This is a genomic window from Streptomyces sp. YIM 98790 (assembly GCF_011421595.1).
Lineage (GTDB): Bacteria > Actinomycetota > Actinomycetes > Streptomycetales > Streptomycetaceae > Streptomyces.
Window position 1 is genome coordinate 33,080 of sequence record NZ_WTLH01000008.1, and the last position, 24,930, is coordinate 58,009.

General features: G+C 72.0%; 27 protein-coding genes. 13 read left to right on the plus strand and 14 right to left on the minus strand.

Translation table 11 applies throughout. The annotated features are described in order from the left end of the window. Positions 1-33 precede the first annotated feature (33 nt). From urtE to GQS09_RS02835, 6 genes are all read right to left on the minus strand, one after another. Positions 34-726: an urea ABC transporter ATP-binding subunit UrtE gene (urtE, locus tag GQS09_RS02810; RefSeq protein ID WP_165984389.1), complete on the minus strand. Its 693-nt coding sequence runs from the start codon at positions 724-726 to the stop codon at positions 34-36. Then, positions 726-1,553 (minus strand): urea ABC transporter ATP-binding protein UrtD, encoded by an 828-nt coding sequence (gene urtD / locus GQS09_RS02815; RefSeq protein WP_165984354.1) that lies wholly within the window; start codon positions 1,551-1,553, stop codon positions 726-728. The genes urtE and urtD overlap by 1 nt, the downstream gene beginning before the upstream one ends. Then, a complete protein-coding gene (gene urtC, locus GQS09_RS02820; RefSeq protein ID WP_165984355.1) occupies positions 1,550-2,812 on the minus strand; it encodes an urea ABC transporter permease subunit UrtC in 1,263 nt (420 codons plus the stop codon). The genes urtD and urtC overlap by 4 nt, the downstream gene beginning before the upstream one ends. Next, the gene (gene urtB / locus GQS09_RS02825; RefSeq protein ID WP_165984356.1) at positions 2,809-3,705 is read right to left on the minus strand and encodes an urea ABC transporter permease subunit UrtB; all 897 of its coding nucleotides are present in this window, start codon (positions 3,703-3,705) and stop codon (positions 2,809-2,811) included. The genes urtC and urtB overlap by 4 nt, the downstream gene beginning before the upstream one ends. A gap of 207 nt (positions 3,706-3,912) precedes the next feature. Further along, the gene (gene urtA / locus GQS09_RS02830; protein ID WP_165984357.1) at positions 3,913-5,157 is read right to left on the minus strand and encodes an urea ABC transporter substrate-binding protein; all 1,245 of its coding nucleotides are present in this window, start codon (positions 5,155-5,157) and stop codon (positions 3,913-3,915) included. Positions 5,158-5,298: 141 nt separating this feature from the next. Next, the gene (locus GQS09_RS02835; RefSeq protein WP_165984358.1) at positions 5,299-6,420 is read right to left on the minus strand and encodes a substrate-binding domain-containing protein; all 1,122 of its coding nucleotides are present in this window, start codon (positions 6,418-6,420) and stop codon (positions 5,299-5,301) included. Positions 6,421-6,509: 89 nt separating this feature from the next. Here GQS09_RS02835 and GQS09_RS02840 point away from each other — a divergent pair, with 89 nt between their 5' ends. The 5 genes from GQS09_RS02840 to GQS09_RS02860 all read left to right on the plus strand — a co-directional run bounded on the left by GQS09_RS02840 (position 6,510) and on the right by GQS09_RS02860 (position 10,680). Further along, a complete protein-coding gene (locus GQS09_RS02840; RefSeq protein WP_165984359.1) occupies positions 6,510-6,986 on the plus strand; it encodes a MarR family winged helix-turn-helix transcriptional regulator in 477 nt (158 codons plus the stop codon). A 176-nt stretch (positions 6,987-7,162) separates the two neighbouring features. Beyond that, on the plus strand, positions 7,163-7,426 hold the full coding sequence (locus tag GQS09_RS02845) for a twin-arginine translocation signal domain-containing protein (protein WP_243761063.1): 264 nt from the start codon (positions 7,163-7,165) through the stop codon (positions 7,424-7,426). A 2-nt stretch (positions 7,427-7,428) separates the two neighbouring features. After that, on the plus strand, positions 7,429-8,088 hold the full coding sequence (locus GQS09_RS02850) for a LysM peptidoglycan-binding domain-containing protein (protein ID WP_165984360.1): 660 nt from the start codon (positions 7,429-7,431) through the stop codon (positions 8,086-8,088). 206 nt (positions 8,089-8,294) lie between these two features. Further along, positions 8,295-9,665, plus strand: a complete 1,371-nt coding sequence (locus GQS09_RS02855; protein ID WP_165984361.1) for a glycoside hydrolase family 6 protein — start codon at positions 8,295-8,297, stop codon at positions 9,663-9,665. A 229-nt stretch (positions 9,666-9,894) separates the two neighbouring features. After that, on the plus strand, positions 9,895-10,680 hold the full coding sequence (locus GQS09_RS02860; RefSeq protein ID WP_165984362.1) for a putative protein N(5)-glutamine methyltransferase: 786 nt from the start codon (positions 9,895-9,897) through the stop codon (positions 10,678-10,680). Positions 10,681-10,779: 99 nt separating this feature from the next. Here GQS09_RS02860 and GQS09_RS02865 read toward each other — a convergent pair whose 3' ends face one another. The 5 genes from GQS09_RS02865 to GQS09_RS02885 form a co-directional block, all read right to left on the minus strand. Then, positions 10,780-11,115: a hypothetical protein gene (locus GQS09_RS02865; protein WP_165984363.1), complete on the minus strand. Its 336-nt coding sequence runs from the start codon at positions 11,113-11,115 to the stop codon at positions 10,780-10,782. After that, the gene (locus GQS09_RS02870) at positions 11,112-11,714 is read right to left on the minus strand and encodes a DUF6232 family protein (protein ID WP_243761064.1); all 603 of its coding nucleotides are present in this window, start codon (positions 11,712-11,714) and stop codon (positions 11,112-11,114) included. Before GQS09_RS02870 ends, GQS09_RS02865 begins: the two co-directional genes overlap by 4 nt. Positions 11,715-11,918: 204 nt before the next feature. Then, entirely contained in the window at positions 11,919-12,392 is a 474-nt protein-coding gene (locus GQS09_RS02875) for a carboxymuconolactone decarboxylase family protein (protein WP_165984364.1), read from the minus strand. 284 nt (positions 12,393-12,676) lie between these two features. Further along, positions 12,677-12,904, minus strand: coding sequence for a DUF397 domain-containing protein (locus GQS09_RS02880; protein WP_165984365.1), 228 nt, complete (start codon positions 12,902-12,904; stop codon positions 12,677-12,679). Positions 12,905-12,908: 4 nt separating this feature from the next. Then, a complete protein-coding gene (locus GQS09_RS02885) occupies positions 12,909-13,793 on the minus strand; it encodes a helix-turn-helix transcriptional regulator (protein WP_165984366.1) in 885 nt (294 codons plus the stop codon). Between the two features lie 283 nt (positions 13,794-14,076). Here GQS09_RS02885 and GQS09_RS02890 point away from each other — a divergent pair, with 283 nt between their 5' ends. Next, positions 14,077-14,553: an ATP-binding protein gene (locus tag GQS09_RS02890; RefSeq protein WP_165984367.1), complete on the plus strand. Its 477-nt coding sequence runs from the start codon at positions 14,077-14,079 to the stop codon at positions 14,551-14,553. Here GQS09_RS02890 and GQS09_RS02895 read toward each other — a convergent pair. Beyond that, the gene (locus GQS09_RS02895) at positions 14,534-14,671 is read right to left on the minus strand and encodes a hypothetical protein (protein WP_165984329.1); all 138 of its coding nucleotides are present in this window, start codon (positions 14,669-14,671) and stop codon (positions 14,534-14,536) included. The genes GQS09_RS02890 and GQS09_RS02895 overlap by 20 nt on opposite strands. 259 nt (positions 14,672-14,930) lie before the next feature. Between GQS09_RS02895 and GQS09_RS02900 the strand changes: the two genes are divergently transcribed. From GQS09_RS02900 to GQS09_RS02910, 3 genes are all read left to right on the plus strand, one after another. After that, positions 14,931-15,269, plus strand: a complete 339-nt coding sequence (locus GQS09_RS02900; RefSeq protein ID WP_165984368.1) for a helix-turn-helix transcriptional regulator — start codon at positions 14,931-14,933, stop codon at positions 15,267-15,269. Next, the gene (locus GQS09_RS02905; protein ID WP_165984369.1) at positions 15,269-16,024 is read left to right on the plus strand and encodes a cation transporter; all 756 of its coding nucleotides are present in this window, start codon (positions 15,269-15,271) and stop codon (positions 16,022-16,024) included. The genes GQS09_RS02900 and GQS09_RS02905 overlap by 1 nt, the downstream gene beginning before the upstream one ends. Positions 16,025-16,183: 159 nt before the next feature. Beyond that, positions 16,184-16,384, plus strand: coding sequence for a hypothetical protein (locus GQS09_RS02910; RefSeq protein ID WP_165984370.1), 201 nt, complete (start codon positions 16,184-16,186; stop codon positions 16,382-16,384). A gap of 49 nt (positions 16,385-16,433) precedes the next feature. Here the strand turns inward: GQS09_RS02910 and GQS09_RS02915 are convergent, their stop codons facing one another. After that, positions 16,434-18,089: an FAD-binding dehydrogenase gene (locus GQS09_RS02915; RefSeq protein ID WP_165984371.1), complete on the minus strand. Its 1,656-nt coding sequence runs from the start codon at positions 18,087-18,089 to the stop codon at positions 16,434-16,436. 125 nt (positions 18,090-18,214) lie between these two features. Here GQS09_RS02915 and GQS09_RS02920 point away from each other — a divergent pair, with 125 nt between their 5' ends. From GQS09_RS02920 to GQS09_RS02935, 4 genes are all read left to right on the plus strand, one after another. Next, positions 18,215-18,610, plus strand: coding sequence for a YidH family protein (locus tag GQS09_RS02920; protein ID WP_165984372.1), 396 nt, complete (start codon positions 18,215-18,217; stop codon positions 18,608-18,610). Then, positions 18,607-19,023, plus strand: coding sequence for a DUF202 domain-containing protein (locus GQS09_RS29015; RefSeq protein WP_243761065.1), 417 nt, complete (start codon positions 18,607-18,609; stop codon positions 19,021-19,023). Before GQS09_RS02920 ends, GQS09_RS29015 begins: the two co-directional genes overlap by 4 nt. A 239-nt stretch (positions 19,024-19,262) precedes the next feature. Beyond that, positions 19,263-20,318, plus strand: coding sequence for a phosphotransferase family protein (locus tag GQS09_RS02930; RefSeq protein ID WP_165984373.1), 1,056 nt, complete (start codon positions 19,263-19,265; stop codon positions 20,316-20,318). A 5-nt stretch (positions 20,319-20,323) separates the two neighbouring features. Further along, complete coding sequence (locus GQS09_RS02935) at positions 20,324-21,550, plus strand: acyl-CoA dehydrogenase family protein (RefSeq protein WP_165984393.1); 1,227 nt, start codon at positions 20,324-20,326, stop codon at positions 21,548-21,550. Positions 21,551-22,166: 616 nt separating this feature from the next. Here the strand turns inward: GQS09_RS02935 and GQS09_RS02940 are convergent. Next, a complete protein-coding gene (locus GQS09_RS02940; protein ID WP_165984374.1) occupies positions 22,167-24,917 on the minus strand; it encodes a KGGVGR-motif variant AAA ATPase in 2,751 nt (916 codons plus the stop codon). Positions 24,918-24,930: the final 13 nt, after the last annotated feature.

Here is a 24,930-nt window from a genome sequence, read left to right on the forward strand (position 1 = left end):
CCCCCCGGAAGGGACCGCCGGGCGGCCGGGGTCTCACACGCTGAGCGCCTCCCGGACCCGCTCCGCCGCGCCCTCGTCGTTGGCGCCCGAGGAGGTGACCCGCCCGGCCTCCAGCACGGAGTAGCGGGCGGCGGCGCGGAGCGCGAAGTGCACATGCTGCTCCACCAGCAGCACCGAGAGCGACCCGCCGGCCGTCAGGTCCAGCACGGTCTGCTGGATCTCGGCGACGACCGAGGGCTGGATGCCCTCGGTGGGCTCGTCCAGCAGCAGCAGTTTCGGCCGGGTGATCAGCGCCCGTGCGATGGCCAGCTGCTGCCGCTGCCCGCCGGAGAGCAGCCCGGCCGGGCGGCCGGACAGCTCCCGCAGCACCGGGAAGAGGTCCAGCGTCTCCGCCATGGCGGCCCGGCCGCCCCGGTGGCCGTCGGCCACCAGCCGCAGGTTCTCCAGGGTGGTGAGCTGCGGGAAGCTCTGCTGCCCCTGCGGCACGTAGGCCATGCCGCGCCGCACCCGCTGGTGGGCGGGGAGCCGGGAGATGTCCTCGCCGTCGAACCGGATGGTGCCGCGCTGCGGCTTCAGCAGCCCGACCGCGGCGCGCAGCAGGGTCGACTTGCCGGCGCCGTTGTGCCCGAGCACCGCGGCCACGCCGCCGGCGGGCACGGTGAGGGAGACTCCGTGCAGCACGGTGGAGCGGCCGTAGCCGGTGGTCAGTCCGTCGATGTCCAGCATCATGCCTCCGCTGCTCCGGCGGCCGTCGCGGCCCGCGGCGTGACGCCGGGCGTGGCGGCGGCAAGGGTGTCCGGGACGGTCCCGGGCGGCTGTCCCAGGTAGACCTCCTGCACCCGCGGGTCGGCCTGCACCTTTGCCACCGTGCCCTCGCTGAGCACCCGCCCGGCGTGCAGCACGGTGACGGAGGAGGCGAAGGCGCGCAGGAAGTCCATGTCGTGCTCGATCACCACCACGGTGCGGTCGCCGCCGATGCGGCGCAGCAGGTCACCGGTGGCCTCGCGTTCCTCGTGGCTCATGCCGGCCACGGGTTCGTCGAGCAGCAGCAGCTGCACGTCCTGGACCAGCAGCATGCCGATCTCCAGCCACTGCTTCCTGCCGTGTGCCAGGGTGCCGGCCGGGCGGTCCCGGTCGGCGGTCAGGCCGATGGTCTCCAGCGCGCGGTCCACCTCCTCGGGGACGGCCCGCCGCCGGCGCAGCAGGGTGTGCAGCGGGCGGCGGGCGCCGGCCGCGATGTCCAGGTTCTGCAGCACGGTGAGGTTCTCGAAGACGGTGGCGGTCTGGAAGGTGCGGCCGATGCCGAGGCGGGCGATGCGGTGCACCGGGCGGCCGAGCAGTTCGTTGCCGCCGAAGCGCACCGATCCGGCGGCCCGGACCAGTCCCGTGACCGCGTCGACCAGGGTGGTCTTGCCGGCTCCGTTGGGGCCGATGAGGAAGCGCAGGTCGCCCGGGCCGACCCGCAGGCTGACCCCGTCGACGGCGCGGAAGCCGTCGAAGCTCACCCGCAGATCGGTGATCTCCAGGCTCTGGAGGCGGTGGTCGGTCGTCATGCGCCGGTCTCCTTCGCGGCGGTGGCGGGCCCGGCCTGCCCGGCCGACGGGGCGGGCGGGTCCGGGGCGGGCGGGTCCGGGGCGGCGGTCCGGGCGGGGCGGCGCAGCCGCGGCAGCAGCCTGCCCAGCGAGGCCAGGCCGCCGGGCAGGAAGGCGACCACCACGATGAACAGCAGCGCCTGGAAGTAGGTCCAGCCGGCCGGGAACTCCTCGGAGAGCGTGGTCTGCGCCCAGGCCACGGCGATGGCGCCGAGCGCGGCACCGACCAGGCTGGCGCGTCCGCCGATGGCGGCGCCGATGAGGAACTCGATGGAGGGCACGATCCCGATCAGGGCCGGGGAGATGATGCCCACCGCGGGCACGAACAGGGCCCCGGCCAGGCCGGCCATCACCGCCGAGTAGACATACGCGCCGAGCTTGACCAGGGCCGGGTCGTAACCGAGGAAGCGGACGCGTTCCTCGGAGTCACGGACGGCGACCAGCAGTTCGCCGTAGCGGCTGAGGAAGATCTGCCGGGTGAGGGCCATCAGGCCCAGCAGCACCCCGGCGATCAGGAAGTACACCAGCCGCTTGTTGACCGGGTCGAGCAGCGAGTACCCGAAGAATCCCTGGAAGTTGGTCAGGCCGTTGGTGCCGCCGGTGGTGGCCTGCTGTCCGATGAGCAGCAGCGAGAAGGCCAGGGCCAGTGCCTGGCTGAGGATGGCGAAGTAGGCGCCGCGCACCCGGCGGCGGAAGACGAACCAGCCGATCAGCGCGGCCAGGGCGGCGGGCAGCAGCACCACCGCGGCCAGGGCGAGGACCGGACTGGCGAAGGGCACCCACCACCAGGGCAGGGTGTCGGAGTCGCCGTAGAGCAGCATGAAGTCGGGGAGCCGGCCGGGGCCGGCGTCGGCGAGCTTCATGTGCATGGCCATGGCGTAGCCGCCCAGGCCGAAGAACAGGCCCTGGCCGAGGGTGAGCATGCCGCCGCGGCCCCAGGCGAGGCTGATGCCGACGGCGACGATGGCGAAGCACAGGTACTTGGCGAGCAGGCCGAGCCGGAAGTCGCCGAGCACGGCGGGGGCGACCCCGAACAGCAGCAGGGCACCGAGGGCGAAGCCGAGCGGCGCCCGCCAGCGGGCGAGCCGGCCGGCCGGGGCCGTGCCGCCGTTCCTCTTCCCGTTGCCGCCGCCTCTGCCGCCGCCGCGCCCGTGGGGGGCAGTGGCCGCGGGGGCCGGGGACTCTGCGGTCGCTGTGTCGGATGTGGTGGCTGCGGTCATACGAGGCTCCGGGTGCGGAGGGTGGAGATGCCCTGGGGGCGCCACTGGAGGAAGGCGACGATGCCGACCAGCACGGCGACCTTGGCGACCGAGACGGTGGTGGAGTACTCCACCACGGCCTGCATCACGCCGAGCGCGAAGGCGGCGATGACGGCTCCGCGCAGCCGTCCGATGCCGCCGACGACGACCACCAGGAAGGCGTCGATGATCAGGTTGGTGCCCATGGTGGGCCCGATCGGGCCGACCAGGGTGAGGGCGACCCCGGCCAGTCCGGCCAGTCCGGAGCCGATGAAGAAGGTCACCCTGTCCACCCGGGCGGTGGCGATGCCGGACGCCTCCGCCAGGTCCCGGTGCTGCACCACGGCGCGGATGCGCCGGCCGAGCGGGGAGACGCGCAGGGTGAGGGCCAGGGAGACGAGCGCGGTCAGCGCCAGCGCCAGGATGAAGATCCGGTTGTGGGCCAGGCCGAAGGGGTGTTCGCCGCCGATGAGCCGGACGTTGCCGGTGAGCCATTCGGGGGCGCGCACCTGCACGTTGGGGGCGCCGAAGATGTCCCGGGCAAGCTGCTGGAGGAAGAGCGAGACGCCCCAGGTGACCAGCAGGGTGTCCAGCGGCCGGGCGTAGAGGCGCCGGATGAGGAGCCACTCCAGCAGCACGCCCATGGCGCCCGCCACCAGGAAGGCCAGCGGCAGGGAGAGCAGCAGGGAGGTGCCGGCCCCGCCGATGGACTGCTGGAGCACATAGGTGGTGTAGGCGCCGGCCATGATGAACTCCCCGTGCGCCATGTTGATGACGCCCATCTGTCCGAAGGTCAGGGAGAGGCCGAGCGCGATCAGGAGCAGCACCGCGCCGATGCTGATGCCGGTGAAGGACTGGCTGAGGATGACGGTCATGAGCCGCGCCTGTCGTCCTGGAAGTGGTCGGGGGGTGGGCCCGGGCGGTCCGGACGGGCCCGGGGCGCCGGGCCGGGGACGGCGGGGAGACCGTCGCCGGTTCCGGCGCCCCGGGCTGCGGGTGCCCGGGGCGGGCGGGGGGTGTGCCTCGGGTGTGCCGGGGCGAGGGGTCAGGGGCCCGGGGGCCGGGGGTGAGGGCTCAGGGGGTCAGGACAGGCCCTCGGCCCAGTCGTAGCCCTTGAGGTAGGGGTCGGGCTTGATCGGGCCGTCGGAGGACCAGACCTCGGTGATCAGTCCGTCCGCGCCGATCCTGCCGATGCGGTTGGTCTTGTGGATGTGCTGGGTCTCGCCGTCGATGGTCACCAGCCCCTCGGGGGCCTCGAAGGTGATGCCGTCGGCGGCCTCCCTGACCTTCTCCACGTCGAACGAACCTGCCTTCTCCACCATGGCCTTCCACAGGTGGACGGAGGTGTAGGCGGCCTCCATCGGGTCGGAGGTGGGCTTGTCCTCGCCGTACTTGGCCTGGTAGGCGGAGACGAACTGCTCGTTCGCCGCGCCCTCGGTGGTCTGGTAGTAGTTCCAGGAGGTCAGCTGGCCCTCCAGATACTGGGCGCCGATGGACTTCACCTCTTCCTCGGCGATGGACACCGAGACCACCGGCATGGTCTCGGCGGTCAGCCCCGCGGAGGTGTACTCCTTGAAGAAGGCGACGTTGCTGTCGCCGTTGAGGGTGTTGAAGACCGCGTCGGCGCCGGAGGACTCCACCTTGTTGGCGATGGTGGCGAATTCGGTGGAGCCGAGCGGGGCGTAGTCCTCGCCGAGGATCTCGATGCCGTGGGCCTCGGCATACGCCTTGATGATCTTGTTGGCGGTGCGCGGGAAGACGTAGTCGCTGCCCACCAGGTAGAGGGACTCCACGCCCTCCTCGGCCAGGTAGTCCAGCGCCGGCACGATCTGCTGGTTGGTGGTGGCGCCGGTGTAGAAGATGTACGGCGACTGCTCCAGCCCCTCGTACTGCACGGGGTAGAACAGCAGCGCCTTGTTCTGTTCGAAGACCGGGAGGACGGCCTTGCGGCTGGCGGAGGTCCAGCAGCCGAAGACCGCGGCCACGCCGTCCTGGCGGATCAGCTTCTCGGACTTCTCGGCGAAGGTGGGCCAGTCGGAGGCCCCGTCCTCGCTGATCGGCTCGATCTGACGGCCCAGCACGCCGCCGTCCTCGTTGATCTCCTCGATGGCCAGCAGCAGCGCGTCGCGCACGGTGACCTCGCTGATGGCCATGGTGCCGGAGAGCGAGTTGAGCAGGCCGACCTTGACGGTGTCCTCGGTGATGTCCGCCTTGGCCCCGGGGCCTTTGCTCTCCTCGCCGGCCTTGGCGCCGCAGGCGGGGAGGGCGAGGGTACCGGCGATGACCAGGGCGAGGGCGGCCAGGCCGCGTCGTGAGGCTGTGGACATGAAACCTCCTGGCCCCGGGGCGGGGCGTGGAACGGTGCGGGCTTCGGCCGGGCGGCGGCGCCCGGCGGGGGATGGCCCACAGCTTCAAAGCAGGCTGTTTCACCGGGGTTTCGCGTCCATTAATACTTCCGTTCGGAAGTATCACGCCCGTTCGCCGCTCCACGCGTCGAGGTCGGCGGCCACCGAGAAGTCCAGGCCGTCCGCCTGCGCCAGATAGATCCGCTGCCGCACATGGCGGCCGGTCAGCCGCAGCAGGCCCCGGGCGCCTTCGTAACTCACCTGGTCGGCGGCGCGTTCGATGGCCGCCACGGCGGGTGATCCGGCCCGTGCGATCAGCGCGGCGAGCAGCAGCACGCCCTCGTAGCAGGACTCGCCCAGACTGCCGGGAGCAGGGGCGGTGAGACCGTAGCGGGCGGTGTAGCGGCCGTGGAAGTCCAGGGTGTCGGCGGTGGCCAGGGAGGCGAAGAAGCCGGCCGTGGAGTACAGGCCCTGGGTCGCCCGGGCGCCGCTGGCCATCAGCATGTTCTCGTCCATCAGGGTGGACAGCCGCAGCGTGCGCTGGTGCAATCCGCGGGCGGCGAAGGCCCGGTTGAAGCGCACCGCGTCGCTGCCCACCAGCAGCATCAGCACGGCGTCGGCGTCCGAGGTCTCGATCCGGCGCAGCACCCGCCCGAAGTCGCGGTTGCCCAGCGGGACGTACTCCTCGCCGCAGACCCGGCCGCCGGCCGAGCGGATGTAGCGGTGCGCGGCCCGGCTGGTGCGGCGGGGCCAGACGTAGTCGTTGCCGACCAGGAACCAGCGGCGGACCCGCAGCTCGGCGGCGAGCAGCCGGACGGCGGGCAGCAGCTGGCTGTCCGGTGTCTCGGAGGTGAGGTAGATCCCCTCGGTGCGTTCGCCGCCCTCGTAGAGTGCCGTATACACATAGGGCACCCGGCCGGCGATGCGCGGCGCCACGGCCTGCCGGACCGAGGAGATGTGCCAGCCGGTGACGCCCTCCACCAGGCCGGAGCCGACCAGGGCGGCCACCTCGTCGGCCACCCGCCCGGGCGGCCCGCCGCCGTCCACCGGCACCAGGTGCAGCTCGCGGCCCAGCACACCGCCGGCCGCGTTGACCTCCTCGGCGGCCAGTCCGGCACACAGCTCACAGGCCGGGCCGAAGATCCCGGCGGGCCCCTGGGCGGGTATCACCAGCGCCACCCGGAGCGCGCCGGCGTCCGGCAGCAGCGGGCGGCCGTCCGCCGCCGCCCGCTGTGTCCACCGCATATGCCCCGGTGCTCCCCCACCGCGCTCCATCGGCCCATGATGGCGGGTTTGTACGATGGTTGCCCCACCGGACCGAGGAGCGAGATGTCATGACGTCTGCCCGGCGCCCCCAGAATCTGTACGGGCTGCTGGCCCGGGCCGAGCGGCTCGCCGCCCGCCAGGTCCGTGAGGTGCTCGACGAGTCCGGCTGCACCGTGGAGGCATGGCGGGTGATGTCCCTGCTCGCAGGCGGGCAGGGACACCGGATGTCGGCGATCGCCGAGCACGCGCTGCTGCCGCCGCCCACCCTCACCCGGCTGATGGACCAGCTCGTGGACGACGGCCTGGTGCACCGCCGGATCGATCCGCTGGACCGGCGGCGCATCCTGGCGTATCTGACCCCGCGCGGGGAGGACTGCTGGAAGCGGCTGGACGAGCGGGTGCGCGAACGCTGGACGTCCCTCCCCGGCAGCGGTGACGACGCGCTGCTGGCCCTGCTGCTGGAGCGTCTGGTCGCCGGCCTGGAGGCGGTCCGCGAGAGCTCCTCCGACGAGGACCGGCCGGCCGCCGCCCCGCTGCGCGGCTGAGCCGCGGCCCGCGCACCGTCCCCTCCTGCCGTGTGGACCTGCCGCCACTGCGGCGATATGTCGTGTTTTATCACACTTGCGACGTTACCCTACGCAACAAGAGGGTGACGTGGCGGCACCGGCGGTTTCGCGGCACGGAGCCGCCCGTCTCTCCACCCCCCACAGGAGGAGTGACGTTGTCCGACACCACACGACGCGGCTTCCTCGGCATCGCCGGGATGGCCGCGGCGGTCGCCGGCGGCGCGACCGCACTGCCCACGATCTGCGCCGGACCGGCCCGCGCCGACGCCGGTCCGGAGACCGGTCCCGCCGAGCTGCCCATCGTCAACCGTCCGGACCACCCCGAGGCCGTCTATCCGCCGGGCGCGGCCCGCACCGCCTACGCCGAGCCGCTGAACGCCACGGTCGACTGCGCGCTGACGGGACGGGAGGACCTCTGAGCATGGCCACCTTCGTCACCCGCGCGCAGTGGGGTGCCCGCGCGCCGCGCAGCCGGAACACCAGCATCACCCCGCAGAACGGCGGGGTGACCATCCACCATGTCGGCGGCACCCGCACCGCGCAGTCCAGCCACAGCAACTGCGCGGGCCAGGTGCGGAGCATCCAGAACCAGCACATGGACGGCAACGGCTGGGCGGACATCGCGTACAGCCATCTCACCTGTGTGCACGGCTATGTCTTCCAGGGCCGCGGGGAGGGCTATCGCACCGCGGCCAACGGCACCGACGCGGGCAACCAGAACTGGTACGCGGTGTGCGGCCTGACCGGCGGCACCTCCGGCAACTACGACACCATGACCGCCGCGCTGCGCGACGCCTTCCGCCTGGCGGTGGCCCGGCTGCGCTCCTTCGGCGGCGCGGCCACCGCCATCAACGGCCACCGCAACCACCTGGCCACCGACTGCCCGGGCAATCTCTACACCTGGGTGCAGAACGGAACCCTGGCCCCGAGCGGCGTCCGGACGCACACCGTACGGTCCGGCGAGACGCTGTATGCGATCGGAAAGCGCTACGGCGTCTCCTGGACGGCCATCGCCGCGTCCAACGGCATCCGCGAGCCGTACACCATCTACGTCGGACAGCGGCTGATGATCTCCTACTGACCGCCTCCACGTTCTCCCGCTTCCCGCCCCCCTTCCCCACCGTCCCGCTTCCCCGCTGTCCTGCTTCCCCGTCCCGTGCCCCGCGGGCGGTGCCGGGCCTCTCCCCGCGCACCGCCCGCGATGCTACGTTCATGCGTGGGAGCGCTCCCGTACATGCCCTCCGCCCGAACCCCTGCCGCACGCATGTACCCGAGGAGAGCCGCCGCATGACCCTCCTGCCACGCCGCATCGGACTGGGCGCGCTGGCCGCCGCCCTGCTCGCCCTGCCGGGCCTGGCACTGACCGGCGCCGCACCGGCCGCCGGCGCCGAGAGCCCGCCCCCGCCCGCCGCCCGCGCCGACAACCCGTACGACGGCGCCCGGCTCTATGTGAACCCCGAGTGGTCGGCCAACGCCCGTTCCGTCCCCGGCGGCGCCGCCGTCGCCGAGCAGCCCACCGCTGTGTGGGTGGAGCGCAGCTCCGCCATCTTCGGGCCGGACGTGCTCGCCGGACGGACCATGAGCCTGGCGGACCACCTGGACGAAGCGGTGGCCCAGGGTGCCGACCTGATACAGATCGTGCTGCACGGCCTGCCCAACCGCTCCTGCTGGCGGCTGGACTCGGACGGCGAGTGGCCGTCCGGCGAGCTGCACCGCTACCGCAGCGAGTTCATCGACCCGGTAGCGGAGCTGCTGGCCGACCCCGCCTATGCCTCGCTCGACGTGGTCGCCGTGATCGAGCCGGAGGCACTGTCGAGCCTGGTCGCCTACACCGGCTCCCGGCCCTGGACGACGTACCCGTGCGACCAGGCCCTGGCCGGCGGCGACTACCTGCAGGGCATCGCCTACGCCCTCGACCGCCTCGGCGACCTCCCGCAGGTCCACAACTATCTGGACGCCTCGCACCACGGCCTGATGGGCTGGGAGGACAACCTCTCCCCGCTCGCCGAGATGTTCGTGCTGGCCGCGACCATCGACGGTGCCACCGTGCACGACGTGCACGGCTTTGTGGTGAACACCGCCAACTACGGCGCCACCGAGGAGCCGTACTTCGACATCCACGACGTCGTGGGCGGCGTGCCGGTCCACCAGTCGCGCTGGGTCGACTGGAATCGCCATATCGACGAACTCTCCTACGGGCAGGCGTTCCGCCAGGCGCTCATCGCCAGGGGCTTCAGCCCGGACATCGGCATGGTCATCGACACCTCGCGCAACGGCTGGGGCGGCCCCGGCCGCCCGGCCGGCTCCCCCGTCACCCACGACGTCAACACCTATGTGGACGGCAGCCGGATCGACCGCCGCACCAACACCCTCCAGTGGTGCAACCAGGCGGGCGCGGGCCTGGGCGAGCGCCCGGCCGCGTCCCCCGGCCCGGCCGGGGTGGACGCGTACGCCTGGATCAAGCCCCCGGGCGAGTCGGACGGCAGCGACGGCGAGCTCCTTCCGCGCGACCGGGGCATACTGCCCGACCGGTCGTGCCTGCAGGTCGACCGCTGGGGCTACGCCACCGACGCCCTGCCCCGCTCCCCGCACCGGGGCCACTGGTTCCCGGAGCACTTCGCGCGCCTGCTCGCCAACGCCCATCCCCCGCTGGACTGACCGCGGGGCCGGCCGAGCCGCCGGGCGTCTCCGGAAGGTGGTCGCCGGGGACGCCCGGCTCCCCGCAGCCCGCGGCCGGGCCCAAGCCCCGGCGGCTCCCCGCCCTCACCCGCCGTCCCCGGCCCGTCACACCCCACGACTGCGCCGGGGAAAGGGGGGTGGACGCCGCGCGCTCGCCGGGTACGGTGGTGTCCGTCCGCCCTTGCGCCCCCTTTGCCCGAAAGATCCCATGACGTTCTCCCCCACCCCACTGCTCCGCTCCGCCGTGGCCCTCCGGCTGCGGCAGGCGGGATGCGTCTTCGCCGAGGAGGAGACGGAACTGCTGCTGGCCACCGCACGGACGGTTGCCGAGCTGGAGGCGATGATCGTCCGCCGGACCGGCGGCGAGCCGCTGGAACACGTGCTGGGCTGGGCCGACTTCTGCGGACTGCGGATATTCGTGGAGCCCGGGGTGTTCATACCGCGCCGACGCACCGAGTTCCTGGTCCGCTGCGCCACCGGGCTCGCCCGACCGGGCGCCGTGGTGGTGGACCTGTGCTGCGGGTCGGGGGCGGTGGGCGCGGCGCTCGCCACCGCCGTGGAGGGGGCCGAACTGCACGCCGCCGACGTCGACCCGGCGGCCGTGCGCTGCGCCCGCCGCAACCTCGCCCCGCTGGGCGGCCGGGTCCATCAGGGCGACCTCTTCGCCCCGCTCCCCGCCCACCTGCGCGGCCGGATCACCCTCCTCGCCGCCAACACCCCCTACGTCCCCACCGGCGAGATCCCGCTGCTTCCCCCCGAGGCCCGGCTGCACGAGCCCCGCACCGCGCTGGACGGCGGCCCGGACGGCCTGGACCTCCAGCGCCGGCTGGCCGCCGAGGCCGCCGCCTGGCTGGCCCCCGGCGGCCACCTGCTGGTCGAGGCCACCGCCCGCCAGGCCCCCGAGACCGCCGCCGTCTTCCTCGCCCACGGCCTGAACGCCGAGATCACCACCTCCGAGGACCTGGACACCGCCGTCATCACCGCCACCCGCTGACCACCCGCTGGGGATGTCCATCCCTCCTGGCGGGCCCACACCGGACGGCGGCTGCCCTCCGGCGAGGCGGCGCGGTTCTCCGGCGGGCCGCAACGGTGGTCACAGGGCGCCCAGCAGGCCCAGCACCTTGTTGACCGCGTCGGCCACCGGCTGGCCGACCGCTCCCACCGTGGCCGCGATGGTGGCCACGGCGATCAGGGCCCGGTGCCGTTCCTGCGGAGCACTCGCGCCCGAGGCGATCACCGGCAGGGAGTCGTCGACGACCTGAGCGCCGGCGGGCGGGATCTGGCCGCGCAGTTCCTGCAGCAGCCGCACCAGCTCCGTGACCGCCTCCTGGAGGGCGGGGGATGAGTATTTGACGATGCCGGTGTTGTTGCTCCCGCCGTAGATGGTGACGCTGTCGCCGTAGTGGTGATGCGTGTTGCCGTCGCTCACTTCTTGATCCCCGTGTTGAACGAGCCGCCCTGGATGTTCACCGTGTCCCCGAAGTGGTAATTGCTGGGGTTGACCTGCAAGCGCTCCACCCGCACCAGGAACTCCGCTTCCGGGTTGTCGATGGCGACGACCAGGGAATGGACGATCCCGCGCAGCTGCTCCGGATTCGGCAGGGTCACCACCGCCCCCGATCCGCTGGCCGTCTCCACGGCCAGCACGTGCCGGGTCGGCACGGCCCAGGCCACCAGGAGCCGGAGCAGCAGGACGATCCCCACCACGGCGCCGAAGCCGATCACGCCGTCAAGGGAGTTGTCCTCTCTCTCGCCGTAGTACGACGATCCCCCGCTGTCCGCGCTCTCGACGATGAGCGCGAGCAGCAGTAGCACCACGAACGTGGCGGCGAGCCACTTCAGGAAGCTGGTGAAGGCTTCCCACCGCTTGGGCTTGAGCTCGAAGCTGTGGACCCGGGTGATGTTGTGCAGCGGATACGCCGCCTCCCCCACCCACAGCACCCGCTTGCTGACCTTGAGTTCGACTTCGTTGTGGCCCGGAGGTGCCGGCGGCGCCGCCGGTGGCGGCGGCACCCCACTGTGATCCATGCGCCCCCTCCGTCCATCCTGGATCCGCCGTTCCGTACCTCCTATTAAGTACGGCAACGCCCGTATGGCAAGGGGATGAACAGGCCCGGTCTCACCATCCGGCACACCGTGGCCACGCTTTGTCAGGACCTGCGCGGCCGACGGGCCGGCCGGGGCCACCCCCCGCTGGGTCGGCCCCGGCCGCGTCACCTCCCGGCGGGGGTGCTATCCGAACTGGCCGACCCGGTAGTCGCCGGCGGGCTGCTGGACGATGACGTTCATCCGGTTGAAGGTGTTGATCAGGGCGATCAGGGACACCAGCGCGGCGAGCTGCTCCTCGTCGTAGTGCTTGGCGGCGTTCGCCCACACCTCGTCGGGGACCCCGCCCGCGCCGTCCGCGATGCGGGTGCCCTGCTCGGTCAGCTCCAGCGCGGCGCGCTCGGCCGCGGTGAAGACCTTGGCCTCCCGCCAGGCCGCGATCAGATGGAGCCGCACCGAGGTCTCCCCGGCCGCGGCGGCCTCCTTGGTGTGCATGTCGGTGCAGAACCCGCAGCCGTTGATCTGGCTGGCACGGATCTTCACCAGCTCCTGTGTCGCGGCGGGCAGCGACGAGTCCGAGACCACCTTGCCCGCCGAGACGATGTGCTTGAGGAACTTACCGGCGGTCGGGCTGCCGAAGAGGTTCAAACGAGCATCCATCAGGGGCTCCTCTGCCGTTGTCCGGTGGCTGTACAGCTATGACCGGACGGCTGAGGCCGATGTGACAGCAACAGGTGTGACCTGCGTCTCGCCCCCGCTGCGTCTGCTGTGAGTCGCCGCCCGGCAGGCGGAACACAGGGTCGCCCCCGGGTCCAGAAGGACGACGTTGCGGCAGCCGGTGCACTTGCCAGGTGGGTGGGTGGGACGGTTCTTTCTCCCCTTTCTTTGCTTGCCTGCCGTGCGACCGGCTGCCGGTAATCCGGCAGCCGGTCGCGACCGCCGCGTCAGGGAGTGAGCTCCCCGGTCTTCATCGCGGCAACAAAGCCTCTCCAGGCCGGTGCCCGGAAGACGAAGACCGGGCCGGCGGGGTCCTTCGAGTCCCGGACGGCCATCACGCCCCCGCCCAGCCGCGCCCCGGCGACGCAGGCACCGCCTTGATCGTTGCTGTGGCTGGAGGTGAACCAGTCGGCATGGCGGAGAGAGCCGGTTCCGGTCCCTGTGCTGGTGGTCATCTCGTCAGTGCTCCTCGATCGCTTTCTTGATCATGTCTAGGGACTCCTGGGGTCCCGGGGCAAGGGCTTGCAGATCGGTGAACGCCTCCTCGTAGCGCTCCACATCGGCCTGCTGGCGGCCGACCCAGGCGTCCGCCAGGTTCTCCAGATAGACGATGGACTTGAGGGCGGCTCCTTCCGGAAAATGCAGCACGTGGAAGCTGCCGTTCATGCCGGGGTGGCGGCCCGCCCGGAACGGAACGACCTGGACACGCACATTGGGCAGCGCCTCCGCCATCTCCACCATGTGGGTCAGCTGTTCCCGCATCAGTTCGGCGCTGCCGATCCGCCGCAGCAGCACCGCCTCGTTGATGATCGCGGTGAACCGGAGCGGGGGCTGCCTGCTGCGCAGCGCCTCCTGCCGGGCCATGCGGACGGCGACCAGCCGGTTGACGTCCTCCTCCGGCATGCCCCGGTGGGCGTCCCGGTGGATCGTCCGGACGTACGCCTCGGTCTGGAGCAGGCCGGGGACGAACTCGGCCTCGTAGTTGTGCAGCGCGCTCGCCGTCGCTTCGAGCCCGAGGAACGCCTTGAACACCGGCTTGATCACCGGGCGGTACTCGGGCGACTGCCACCAGTCCTTTCTCGTCTTGGTGACCGCCGCGTATCCCATGAGGTGGGTACGGGTCTCGGCGTCGGCGCCGTACATCTCGCACAGGGCCATGACGTCCGCCTGTTCGACGGTGGTGTTCTCGCCCGTTTCCAGGCGGGTGAGCTTGGAAGGACTCCACAGCAGCCGCTTGACGACCTGGCTGCCCTTCAGTCCTGCGGCCAGGCGCAGGCGGCGGAGTTCGCTTCCGAGCTGCAGCCGGCACAGGGCGGGCGTCGCGGACTCGATGTCGGTGATCACGCGCGGTCGTCCTCTCTCCGTTCAGTCTGACGGGGCGCTTTCGCCGCCCGCAAGAAACGTTCTGCGCCAGCGTGCGGGGGAGCCAATTCCGCACACAACTCCCCCATTACAGAAGTACGTTGCACAGAAATTTGAGATCAGAATTCTCCGAATCCTGGCCGAACCTGGCGTCTCCGGTGTCATTCTGGATACGGCTGCTCACGGAGCGCGGTCGCGGTCGCGCCGGGGAGGGGAGTTGAGCGCGCCTGAGTCGGAGAAAGCGCCATGCCCTCGGGAGGCCCCCATGACTGTGACGGAGAGGTCGGTCACCAGCCGGAACGGCTACGCGTGGGACATAACGGTACAGGCTTCCACCATTGAGCAGTGGCGCAAAGAAGTCGCGGAAGCGGTCAGGGCCTTGGGCGGCGACCCCGAAGCGGTCGCGGTGGCCCGGCTCGGAGCATCGGAACTGCTCGCCAACGTGCTCAAGCACACCGACGACCGCTGGTGCCGTCTGAGGGTCGAGAGGCGGAACGACTGCATCTGGATCGGCGCCTCCGACCGTTCCCTGGAGGTGCCCGTGGTCACCGTCCCGCGCTGGGACGCGGAGAGCGGGCGCGGGCTGTGGCTGCTGCGCGAGATGACCGCCGTCCTCGGCTACAGCTGCACCCCGGGCGGCAAGACCGTCTGGTTCCACCTCCCGCTGTCCGGTCCCGCACACCGGGGCTCGGAACGGCAAGGGACGGCGTCGCCGCAGCGGGTCAGCGGAATGCGTGAGTGACCTGGATCTCGCCGATGATGTGGGCGTCGAACTCGTCCAGTTCCTCCGCGGGGACCCAGAGTTCGAGGATGGTGCGGCCGCCGGCCCGCTGGACGGGGTGGGGAAGGACCGGCGCCATGTCGTCCGGCCGCGGTGTCGTGGGACACGGGTGAGTTCCTTCCTGGACGGGCACCCGGTGGCCGCCCGCCCGTTGCCGGTCGGAGGGCGCGGTGACATCGGGTCTGCGTCACTCGGCCCCGTGCCTCTCCCCTGCCCGGTGCGCCGCGCACCGCGCGCAACGCGCTTCGCTGTGCGCCTTCTGCGCCCGCGCACGCCCTGGCGGCGAGGGACATTGATTCATGTTGCTATGAATTCAGCGATGGCTGTACTCTCCTCGCATGCCGACCTCTCTCGCCTCCGATGTCGAGGTGCTGGCCCGGTTCGGGCGGGCGCTGGCCGATCCGATCCGGTGCCGGCTGCTGCTCGCCCTGCGCCAGGCCCCCGCCTACCCCTCCGATCTCGCCGATGCGCTCGGCATCTCCCGGACCCGGCTGTCCAACCACCTGGCCTGTCTGCGCGACTGCGGGCTGGTGGTCACCGTCCCGGACGGGCGGCGCATCCGCTACGAACTCGCCGACCGGCGCCTGGCCCACGCCCTGGACGACCTGCGGGCCGCCGTCGTCGCCGTCGAGGCCGACCGGAGCTGCCCCGAGGCGGAGTCGGAGGGCTGCTGCTGATGGTCTCGGTCTCCCTCGGCCCCTCCACCTCCCCCTCCACCTCCCCCTCCCCCTCTCCCTCCGCCCGTCGGCGCGAGGCGCTGGCCCGCCGGATACGGCTGCTGGTCGCGCTGACCATCGTCTACAACGCGATCGAGGCGGTGGTCGCCCTGGTCGCCGGTGCCATGGCCTCCTCCGCCGCGCTGATCGGCTTCGGCCTGGACTCCGTCATCGAGGTCTCCTCGGCGGCAGCGGTCGCCTGGCAGTTCTCCACCCGTGACCACGCCCTGCGCGAGGCCCGCGAACGGACCACGCTGCGGATCATCGCCTGCTCCTTCTTCGTGCTCGCCGCCTACGTCACCGTCGATGCGGTACGCGGGCTGACCGGCGCCGGGGAGGCCGGGACCTCCGTTCCCGGCATGGTCCTGGCCGCCCTGTCCCTGGCCGTCATGCCGTTCCTCTCCTTCGCCCAGCGCCGCGCCGGGCGCGCGCTCGGCTCCGCCTCGGCGGTCGCCGACTCCCGGCAGACCCTGCTGTGCACCTACCTCTCCGCCGTGCTCCTGCTCGGGCTGGTGCTCAACGCCGCCTTCGGCTGGTCGTGGGCGGACCCGCTGGCCGCGCTGGTCATCGCCGCCGTGGCGGTCAAGGAGGGCCGCGACGCCTGGCAGGGCAAGGGCTGCTGCGCTCCCGCCGCCACCTCCCCCGCCACCGCCACCGCCACCGCCACGAAGAACGACAACGACGCGGAGGCCGACGGCTGCCGCTGCTGCGGCTGAGCCGGGCGGAGCGGAGCCGTCCGTCCCTCGCGCGGGGGATGCGGAAACCGCTCCCGGCGGGGACGTGCCGGGGGCTGTTCCGTTCCTGCGCTCCCGGCATGACGGATACAGCCCGCCCGCACGCGCTTCGCGTACCCGCCGCTCCGGAATCCCGCTGCTGTGCGCGACGGCGGGAACGGCTGGTCCCTGAGCCGGAACGCGCTGTTCTTCGGCCCGGACTCCGGCGACGGGACCGTCCTGGTGTTCTGGACCAGCAACCACGCCTACCGGGACGGCAAAGGGAACCTGGAGGGCCAGGACGCCGGGACGACCCTCCGCCTGGCCGGACGCACCCGCGACTCTCCGCCGCCCGGCCGGTGAGACGTCCCGCCGCGGCGCGGGCCCCGGCCGGGCACGCCGGTCGCGCCGGTCACGCCGTGGCGGCGGCTGCGGCGCGGCCGGCGGTGCGGCCGGAGAAGAGGCAGCCGCCGAGGAAGGTGCCCTCCAGGGAGCGGTAGCCGTGCATGCCCCCGCCGCCGAAACCGGCCGCCTCGCCCGCCGCGTAGACGCCGGGCATGGGCTCGCCGTCCGGGGTGAGGACGCGGCCGGAGAGGTCGGTCTCCAGGCCGCCCAGGGTCTTGCGGGTGAGGATGTTGAGGCGGACGGCGATCAGCGGCCCGGCCTTGGGGTCGAGCAGCCGGTGCGGGGAGGCGACCCGGATGAGCCTGTCGCCCAGGTAGCCGCGGGCGCCGCGCATGGCGGTGATCTGGAGGTCCTTGGTGAAGCGGTTGCCGATCTCCCGGTCGCGGGCCTCGATCTCCCGGCGCAGCGCGTCCTCCTTGACCAGGTCCTCGCCGGTGAGCGCGTTCATGCCGGCGACCAGGGCGGACAGGTCCTTCTCGACGACGAAGTCGGCGCCCTTCTCCATGAAGGCGCGGACCGGGGCGGGGGCGCCGGACCGGGCCCGGCCGAGTACCCCGCGCACCGACTTGCCGGTCAGGTCGGGGTTCTGCTCGGAGCCGGAGAGGGCGAACTCCTTCTCGATGATCTTCTGGGTGAGCAGGAACCAGGTGTAGTCGTACCCGGTGCCCATGATGTGCTGGAGGGTGCCCAGGGTGTCGAAGCCCGGGAAGAGCGGGACGGGCAGCCGGGCGCCGGTGGCGTCCACCCACAGCGAGGACGGGCCGGGCAGGATGCGGATGCCGTGGTTGTCCCAGACCGGGTTCCAGTTCTCGATGCCCTCGGTGTAGTGCCACATCCGGTCGCGGTTCACCAGGCTGGCCCCGGCCTTCTCGGCGACGCCCAGCAGGGCGCCGTCCACGTGGGCCGGGACCCCGGAGAGCATCCGGCGCGGTGGCTCGCCCAGCCGCTCCGGCCAGCAGGACCGCACCAGCTCGTGGTTGCCGCCGATGCCGCCGGAGGCGATGACGACCGCCTGGGCGCGCAGTTCGAAGGCGCCGGTCACCTCGCGGCTGCTGGCGGCACCGCGCACGGCGGCGCTGGGCGCGAGGATCTCGCCGCTGACGGTGTCCACCGAGCCGCCGCTGCGGGACAGGCCGGTGACCCGGTGCCGGAAGCGCAGTTCCGCCCGGCCGTCGCGGGCCGCGGCCTGCACCCGCCGGACGAAGGGCTCCACCAGGCCGGGCCCGGTCCCCCAGGTGATGTGGAAGCGGGGTACGGAGTTGCCGTGTCCGGTGGCGGTGTAGCCGCCGCGCTCGGCCCAGCCGACCACCGGGAAGAAGCGCACGCCCATGCCGTGCAGCCAGGCCCGCTTCTCCCCGGCCGCGAAGTCCACGTACGCCTCCGCCCAGCGGCGCGGCCAGCGGTCCTCCTCGCGGTCGAAACCGGCCGTGCCCAGCCAGTCCTGCCAGGCCAGTTCGCGGCTGTCGCGAATCCGCAGCCGCCGCTGTTCGGGGGAATTGACCAGGAAGAGGCCGCCGAAGGACCAGTGGGCCTGCCCGCCGAGCGACGTCTCCGGTTCCTGGTCCAGCAGCAGCACCTTGCGTCCGGCCTCGGCGAGTTCGGCGGTGGCCGCCAGGCCCGCCAGCCCGGCTCCGATGACGATGACGTCGGCGTCGTAGGCCATGGCAAGTCCCTGGTGTCGTGGCGGTGCTGCTGCTCGGGGGACGATCCTCTTGCCTGGTTCTCCGCGCGTCAACATCCGCCGGGACTGCCCGGGCGGATGATCACCTCCGGAGTTACCGTTGAGTCATGTTCGGACGTGTGGTGGCGGGGGTGCGGCTGTGGTTCTCGCCCCGGCGGATGGCGGCCGAGGGCACCACTCCCGACTACCGCTTCTCGCTGGCCAATGAGCGCACCTTCCTGGCCTGGCTGCGCACCGCGCTGGCGCTGCTGGCCGGCGGCCTGGCGGTGGAGCAGTTCCTGACCGACCTCGACCGTCCGCTGCGGGTGGGGATCGCGCTGATGCTGCTGCTGGGGGCGGTGGTGTGTGCGCTGCGCGCGGTGAACCACTGGGCGCGCTGCGAGCGGGCGATGCGGCGCGGCGAGGATCTCCCGGTGACCCGGCTGCCGGCCTGGCTGGCGGTGGGGACGACGCTGGCGGCGCTGGCGGTGGGGGTGGCGATCGGTCTGGGCTGGTCGCGGTGACGGCGTCCGGCGGGGCGCCGGGCCGGCCGGGGCATCCGCCCCGGCGGGAGTCCGCGTCCTCCTTCGCGTCCTCCCCCTCGTCCTCCTTCCCGTCCCGGTCCCCGGCGGCGCCGGGGGACGGCCCGGGTGCGGAGACACAGCCGGAGCGGACCCGGCTGGCATGGCGGCGGTCCACGCTCACCTTCCTGGTCACGGTGCTGCTGGCCTGGCGCGGCGCGGTGGTGACCGGCAGCATCCCCTGGTACGCGGGGGCGGTGCTGGTGACGCTGCTCTGGGCGGGGTTCCTGGTGCTGGCGCACCGGCGGATCACGGCGCTGGCAGCGGCGCCGGCCGCACCGGGGCGGGCCCCGGTGCTGGGTGCCGCGGGGGTGGTGCTGGCCGGGTGTGCGGTGGCGGCGGCCCTGCTGCGCTGAGGGCCTCCCGCGCCGGCGCGCGCGCCCCGCCGGGGGGCGGGCGCCGATTGGGCGAATGACGCGTGTTGAGGACGACCCCTAGACTACATACCGACTGGTCGGCATCATAGGGATCATGCAGTAGCTGTCTACGGCAGCGGTATCCGCAGCAGTTCCGCGGCGCGCCGGTCCGGCCGCCGGCCGCCCGCCGTACCACCTGCGACCGCCGCCCCCGACGTCCCCCACCTAGGAGCGCTCCCATGTCCGCCGAGTCCGCCCTGCCGTCCCCGACCGGCACCGACGAGAACCCGCCCGGTCTGGAACTGGCGCGGCTGCGCGCGCACCTGGACGAGGCGTGCCCCGGCCTGGTGCGCGGCCCGCTGACCGCACGGCTGATGCCCGGCGGCCGCTCCAACCTGACCTACGGCGTGACGGACGGCACCGGGCAGTGGGTGGTGCGCCGGCCGCCCCTCGGCCATGTGCTGGCCACTGCCCACGACATGGGCCGCGAGTACCGGGTGATCAGCGCGCTGGCCCCCACCGAGGTCCCGGTGCCCGGGGCGGTGCTGCTCTGCGAGGACACCGAGGTGACGGGCGCCCCGTTCTATGTGATGGAGCATGTGCCGGGCACCCCGTACCGCACCGCGCGGCAGCTCGCCGAGCTGGGACCGGAGCGCACCCGGGCCGCGGTGCTGCACCTGGTGGACACCCTGGTGGCGCTGCACGCCGTGGACCCGGAGGCGGTCGGCCTGGGCGACTTCGGCCGCCCGGAGGGTTTCCTGGAGCGCCAGCTGCGCCGCTGGGGCAAACAGCTCGACGCCTCCCGCAGCCGGGAGCTGCCCGGGATCGACGAACTGCACGCCACCCTCACCCGGATGCTGCCCCGCTCCCCCGCGCCGGCCGTGGTGCACGGCGACTACCGGCTGGACAATGTGCTGCTCGGCGCGGACGACCGGATCAACGCGGTGCTCGACTGGGAGATGTCCACGCTCGGCGACCCGCTCACCGACCTCGGTCTGCTCGTGATGTACACCTCGCTGCGCCGCCTGCCCGGCGTGCCGGTGACCGACAGCGGCCACGCCCCCGGCCACCCGGACGCCGCCGAGCTGGTCGAGCGCTACGCGTCCGGCTCCGGCCGCGACACCGGCCGGATCGCCTGGTACGCGGCCTTCGCCTACTTCAAGCTCGCGGTGATTCTGGAGGGTATCCACTACCGGTACACCCTCGGCCAGACGGTCGGCGCGGGCTTCGACCGGATCGGAGAACTGGTGCCGGTCTTCATCGAGGACGGCCTCGCCACCCTGCGGAAGGGATGACCATCGTGGATTTCGCCTTTGACGAGCGCACCGAGGAACTGCGCAAAAGCCTCCTGGAGTTCATGGAGGAGCACGTCCATCCGGCCGAGGAGACCGCGGAGCGGCAGCGTGCCGCACAGGACGACCCCTGGCGGCCGGTGCCGGTGCTGCGCGAACTGCAGGCCGAGGCCCGCCGCCGCGGCCTGTGGAACCTTTTCCTGCCCGACTCCCGCTACGGCGCCGGGCTGACCAACCTCCAGTACGCGCCGCTGGCCGAGATCACCGGACGCAGCCCGCAGCTCGCCCCGTCCGCGCTCAACTGCTCGGCCCCGGACACCGGCAACATGGAAGTGCTGGCCATGTTCGGCAACGAGGAACAGCGCAGGCGCTGGCTGGAGCCGCTGCTCAACGCCGAGATCCGCTCGGCGTTCGCCATGACCGAGCCGGAGGTCGCCTCCTCGGACGCCACCAACATCGAGACCCGGATCGAACGGCAGGGCGACGAGTACGTCATCAACGGCCGCAAGTTCTACATCTCCGGGGCGATGAACCCGGAGTGCGCGGTGTTCATCGTGATGGGCAAGACCGATCCGGAGGGCGCGGACATCCGGCGCCAGCAGTCCATGGTGCTGGTGCCCCGGGACACCCCCGGGGTGACGGTGCGCCGGGCCATGAAGGTCTTCGGCTTCGAGGACCACTGGCACGGCGGGCACCCGGAGGTGCTGTTCGAGAACGTGCGGGTGCCGGTGGGCAATCTGATCGGCGAGGAAGGCGGCGGCTTCGCCATCGCGCAGGCCCGGCTGGGTCCGGGCCGCATCCACCACTGCATGCGGCTGATCGGCATGGCCGAGCGGGCCATCGAGCTGATGTGCCGGCGCGCGGTGTCGCGCACCGCCTTCGGCCGGCCGCTGGCCGAGCAGGGCCAGGTGCGGGCCTGGATCGCGGACGCCCGGGTGGCCGTGGAGCAGCTGCGGCTGCTGGTGCTGAAGACGGCCTGGCTGATGGACACGGTGGGCAACCGCGGCGCGCACACCGAGATCCAGGCCATCAAGATCGCGGTGCCGCGCACCGTGGTCGGCATCCTGGACACCGCGGTGCAGCTGTACGGGGCCGCCGGGGTCAGCCAGGACACCCCGCTGGCCGAGCTCTACGCCTCCGCCCGCACGCTGCGCCTGGCCGACGGGCCGGACGAGGTCCACCAGCGCTCCCTGGCCCGCCGCGAACTCAAGCGCCACACCGCTGCGCGGAGCTGAGCCGTTCCGCCCCGCACCGCGCACTCCCGTCCAGGACAGGGCGGGGCAGGAGGACAGCACCGGAGCCTCCGCCCCGCCCCGCACACCTGCTGGCACCCGCCCCACGTCGCGGCGCTGGCACGGCAGGGACGGAACCGTCGGCAAGTCCAGCCAGAACACCGCGTCTTCATGCGCCTCGCGGCCCGGGAGACTTGCTCCGGACACTGCTGGAGGCGGTGCCCTACCCGTGGCTCGTGGTGATTCCGGACGACGCCCAGGTGCTGCTCCAGCGCGGGCTGGCCAGGGCGCGGGAGAGCGCGTACGGGGCCTTCTGCGACGGCCTCCGGCAGTACGGCCAAGGTACGCAACCCCATGCGTGCACCGACGTCGGTGGTGGCCCCGGTCGAGCAGCGAACCTTCCAGCTCTACTGCGACGTGATCACGGAGAGGCTGGACCAGACAGCCGGGGGTGATCACCACGTAGCGCCTGCCCGCCCACCGAGCCACGCTCCCACCGGACCGGTGCACCCCGGACACAGCCTCTTCCGCTCAGACGGCCATGCCCTCGTACAGGGACAGGAACGCCGACCGGAAGTGGCGGCGACAGGCACATGCGGTCAGCGCCCGGCAGAGCTACTCACTGCCGTGGCCGCCAGAGCACCTTCGCCCTGCGTTCGCTGCCGAAGCCGAGACCGTGCCGGTAGATCTCGGCCACCCAGTATCGGCCGTCGCTGCCCCGGACGAAGACCCCGGACTCCACCAGAAAGTCGGCTTCCTCGGCCGAGATCCCGACCTCGTCCAGCCCGAACGGCACGGTCACAGGGCGCCGTACTTTCCGCAGCCGGTCCAACAGCGCTCCGACCTCCTGGTTCTCCTGCCGGATCGAGTCGATCTTGTTCGTACTGCACGCGAGGAGTGCCTTGCGCATGGCTCCGGGTACCAGGACACGGTCATCCCAGGTTGTCTGGGGGATGGACAGCTTCGCCGCCTCTGCCAGGAACATCACCACATCCCTGGCCTGTACCTGGTCCTTGAAGTCCCCGAGCGCGGCGGGCACCCAGAGGTGGGAGCGTGCCTCCTTGGACTTCTCCGTTCCCATCTTCCAGCCCCATACCGGAGTCAGGGCCTTCACCAGCTCGTCGTAGGACAACTCCGTGATGTCGGATGCCAACAGGGGAACGGGCAGCGCCTCGGCGTGTGCCGTCACCCACAGGGCGAGCCGAAGTGCCTCGTCCTTGTTCCAGCGCAGTGCGTAGGGTTCGTAACGTGCCAGAAGCTGTCCGCTGTTCTGACGGACTGCCCGCGTCACCAGGTCCTGGCGGACGAAGATCACCAGCCCGTAGGGACGTCCCCGCAGCGAACGCAGCCAGGCGAGCACGTCGATCAGCAGCACGCGCAGGGCGGTGCGCTTCGGCTCGTCGTCGATCGACTGCAGCAGGTCCTCCAGCCCATCGATGACGAACACCGCCTGTGCCCCCCGTCGGCCGAGCTCGGTAAGGGCGGCTTCCGCGCCGCCTTCGCCCAGCACCGGTACACCCGCCGCAGCGGCCAGGCATTCGAGCCACAGACGCCGCCATCCCAGTTCGTCCTGCGGGGAGAGTGTCGCGAGCCCACTCTTCAGCCGGTCCTTCAGCTCCTGGGACGTGTCGGCCCGGACCTTCCTCCCACCATGGCTCTGGGCGAACACGTCCCGCAGATCCTGCGTCGTGAGGCCGTCATACTCCAGGTTGTCCGACTCCAGCACCGGAACGATGGGCAGCGGTCCCTGGGCACCTTCGATGCCCGAGGCACGCGTGAACTCGTCCCAGGACCGCGCCGCACAGGCCTTGGCATACATGAATGTCTTCCCGGCTCCCTTGGCACCCACCACGAGCGCCAGGGGCGGCTCCGTACGGTGGTCCCCCAGCAGTCTGCGCAGAGGATCGGTCACCAGAAATCCGCCGGCCGAGGCCATACCCTCCCGCTCGGCGTAGACGAGCCGGCCGGCGGTTTCCGCCAGTCTGCCGCGAAGCGTGGTGCAGTCGGCGACCGACAGCGGTTCCCGGGCCACGGCCGCAGCCGGGGAGGCTGTCGGCATGATCGGCTCCAGGACCCCGGCCACATGACAGCTCTCCAGCACCCGGAGCACTGCGTCCCACGAGGACGGCAGCGCGAGCAGTTCCTCACGAAAAGGGCTGAGAAGGGGGCGGGACAGGAGATCGCTGTCCACACTGCCGGCGATACCTGTTTCCGTCGCCCGTTTCCCGTCCGGCTCCCTGAGCGACGCGAACAGTGCGCTGCCCAGTTCCTCACGAGTGCGTTCCGCCTGCTCCTCGTGGGCGTCCTGCCGGTACTGGGTGATGATCACGGCGCTCGCCGGGTCGATGCCCCGCAGCGTGGGGGCGCGGTGACCGAGCTGTCGCAGCAGCCTCTCCGTTCCGGCGAGCGACTGATGACTCAGAGTGGTAACGAAAATGCGCTGGACCCGAGGGTCGAGCAGCACCGGTGCGGACAGCTCGGTCGCCCCGGCACGCAGATCAATGATCACGGCGTCCGCGGCGGTCTGGACGGCGAGCGCCGCGAGCGCTTCGGTCAGGAAGTACGGTGACCGGCCCGGTGCGAGCAGATCGGCCGGATCAATCCGAGGTGGGCCGAGCAGCGGCCGCCGGCTGGCGGGGACCACGGTCACCCATCCCACGCCGGTATACCGTCCCACCCGCTGATTCGGCAGATACTTGGCGGCGATCTCCACGGCCGTTGCCCAGCCGCCGTCCTCGTCGCCCTGCAACAGGGCAAGCAGGTCCTCGAAACAGAAGTCGAGCTGGCCGCCCTGGGCCCGGTGCATCCAGGTGATCCCGGGAGCTTCGAGATCGGCGTCGATGAGCAGCACCCTGGCACCACGCCTGGCCATGGCATCGGCCATGGCCACCGCATGGACCGTGCGCCCGACTCCGCCCTTGAAGGAGTGGAAGGCCACAAGCTGTACGTCATGGGCGAATTGCTCGGTGGCGGGCCGTTCCAGCGCGTGTGCCAACTGCGGAGTGAGGTGCTTCTCCCGCAGCAGCGGAACGCGCGGGGGTTGCTCCAGGCCGTCCTGCGCAGCGCTGAGAACGACGGGCATGCCGGTGAACTCGGTTGTCCGCGGGTCGTCGAGCCTGAGCATGAGCGTCTCGTTCTGCCACTCGGTCGACCCCGCTCCGAACGCCTCGTCCAGCCACTGCTGCACGTCCTGGGCGGCCGTCCCGGGGAGGACAACGAGTTCAAGACCGTCCCACCAGCCGTCTGCCGCGCACAGCCAACCGGGCCACTTGCGGGCGGTGGCCAGCAGAGCCAGGTGCTCTTCCACATCCACCCAGGTGAACAAGTGCTCCGGAGGAGTGGGCTCCTCGAGTGCGATCGGCTCGGCCATGACCTCGAACTTC

Excerpts from the sequence above, each read along its gene's own strand:
- GQS09_RS02850 (WP_165984360.1), top strand. The coding sequence starts at position 7,429 with ATGGCCACCTTCGTCACCCGCGCGCAGTGGGGTGCCCGCGCGCCGCGC.
- GQS09_RS02905 (WP_165984369.1), top strand. The coding sequence starts at position 15,269 with ATGGTCTCGGTCTCCCTCGGCCCCTCCACCTCCCCCTCCACCTCCCCC.
- urtB (WP_165984356.1), bottom strand. The coding sequence starts at position 3,705 with ATGACCGTCATCCTCAGCCAGTCCTTCACCGGCATCAGCATCGGCGCG.
- urtC (WP_165984355.1), bottom strand. The coding sequence starts at position 2,812 with ATGACCGCAGCCACCACATCCGACACAGCGACCGCAGAGTCCCCGGCC.
- GQS09_RS02860 (WP_165984362.1), top strand. The coding sequence starts at position 9,895 with ATGACGTTCTCCCCCACCCCACTGCTCCGCTCCGCCGTGGCCCTCCGG.
- GQS09_RS02875 (WP_165984364.1), bottom strand. The coding sequence starts at position 12,392 with ATGGATGCTCGTTTGAACCTCTTCGGCAGCCCGACCGCCGGTAAGTTC.
- GQS09_RS02930 (WP_165984373.1), top strand. The coding sequence starts at position 19,263 with ATGTCCGCCGAGTCCGCCCTGCCGTCCCCGACCGGCACCGACGAGAAC.
- urtE (WP_165984389.1), bottom strand. The coding sequence starts at position 726 with ATGCTGGACATCGACGGACTGACCACCGGCTACGGCCGCTCCACCGTG.
- GQS09_RS02840 (WP_165984359.1), top strand. The coding sequence starts at position 6,510 with ATGACGTCTGCCCGGCGCCCCCAGAATCTGTACGGGCTGCTGGCCCGG.
- urtD (WP_165984354.1), bottom strand. The coding sequence starts at position 1,553 with ATGACGACCGACCACCGCCTCCAGAGCCTGGAGATCACCGATCTGCGG.
- urtA (WP_165984357.1), bottom strand. The coding sequence starts at position 5,157 with ATGTCCACAGCCTCACGACGCGGCCTGGCCGCCCTCGCCCTGGTCATC.
- GQS09_RS02855 (WP_165984361.1), top strand. The coding sequence starts at position 8,295 with ATGACCCTCCTGCCACGCCGCATCGGACTGGGCGCGCTGGCCGCCGCC.
- GQS09_RS02940 (WP_165984374.1), bottom strand. The coding sequence starts at position 24,917 with ATGGCCGAGCCGATCGCACTCGAGGAGCCCACTCCTCCGGAGCACTTG.
- GQS09_RS02895 (WP_165984329.1), bottom strand. The coding sequence starts at position 14,671 with ATGGCGCCGGTCCTTCCCCACCCCGTCCAGCGGGCCGGCGGCCGCACC.
- GQS09_RS02880 (WP_165984365.1), bottom strand. The coding sequence starts at position 12,904 with ATGACCACCAGCACAGGGACCGGAACCGGCTCTCTCCGCCATGCCGAC.
- GQS09_RS02870 (WP_243761064.1), bottom strand. The coding sequence starts at position 11,714 with ATGGATCACAGTGGGGTGCCGCCGCCACCGGCGGCGCCGCCGGCACCT.
- GQS09_RS02835 (WP_165984358.1), bottom strand. The coding sequence starts at position 6,420 with ATGCGGTGGACACAGCGGGCGGCGGCGGACGGCCGCCCGCTGCTGCCG.
- GQS09_RS02920 (WP_165984372.1), top strand. The coding sequence starts at position 18,215 with ATGTTCGGACGTGTGGTGGCGGGGGTGCGGCTGTGGTTCTCGCCCCGG.
- GQS09_RS02915 (WP_165984371.1), bottom strand. The coding sequence starts at position 18,089 with ATGGCCTACGACGCCGACGTCATCGTCATCGGAGCCGGGCTGGCGGGC.
- GQS09_RS02890 (WP_165984367.1), top strand. The coding sequence starts at position 14,077 with ATGACTGTGACGGAGAGGTCGGTCACCAGCCGGAACGGCTACGCGTGG.
- GQS09_RS02900 (WP_165984368.1), top strand. The coding sequence starts at position 14,931 with ATGCCGACCTCTCTCGCCTCCGATGTCGAGGTGCTGGCCCGGTTCGGG.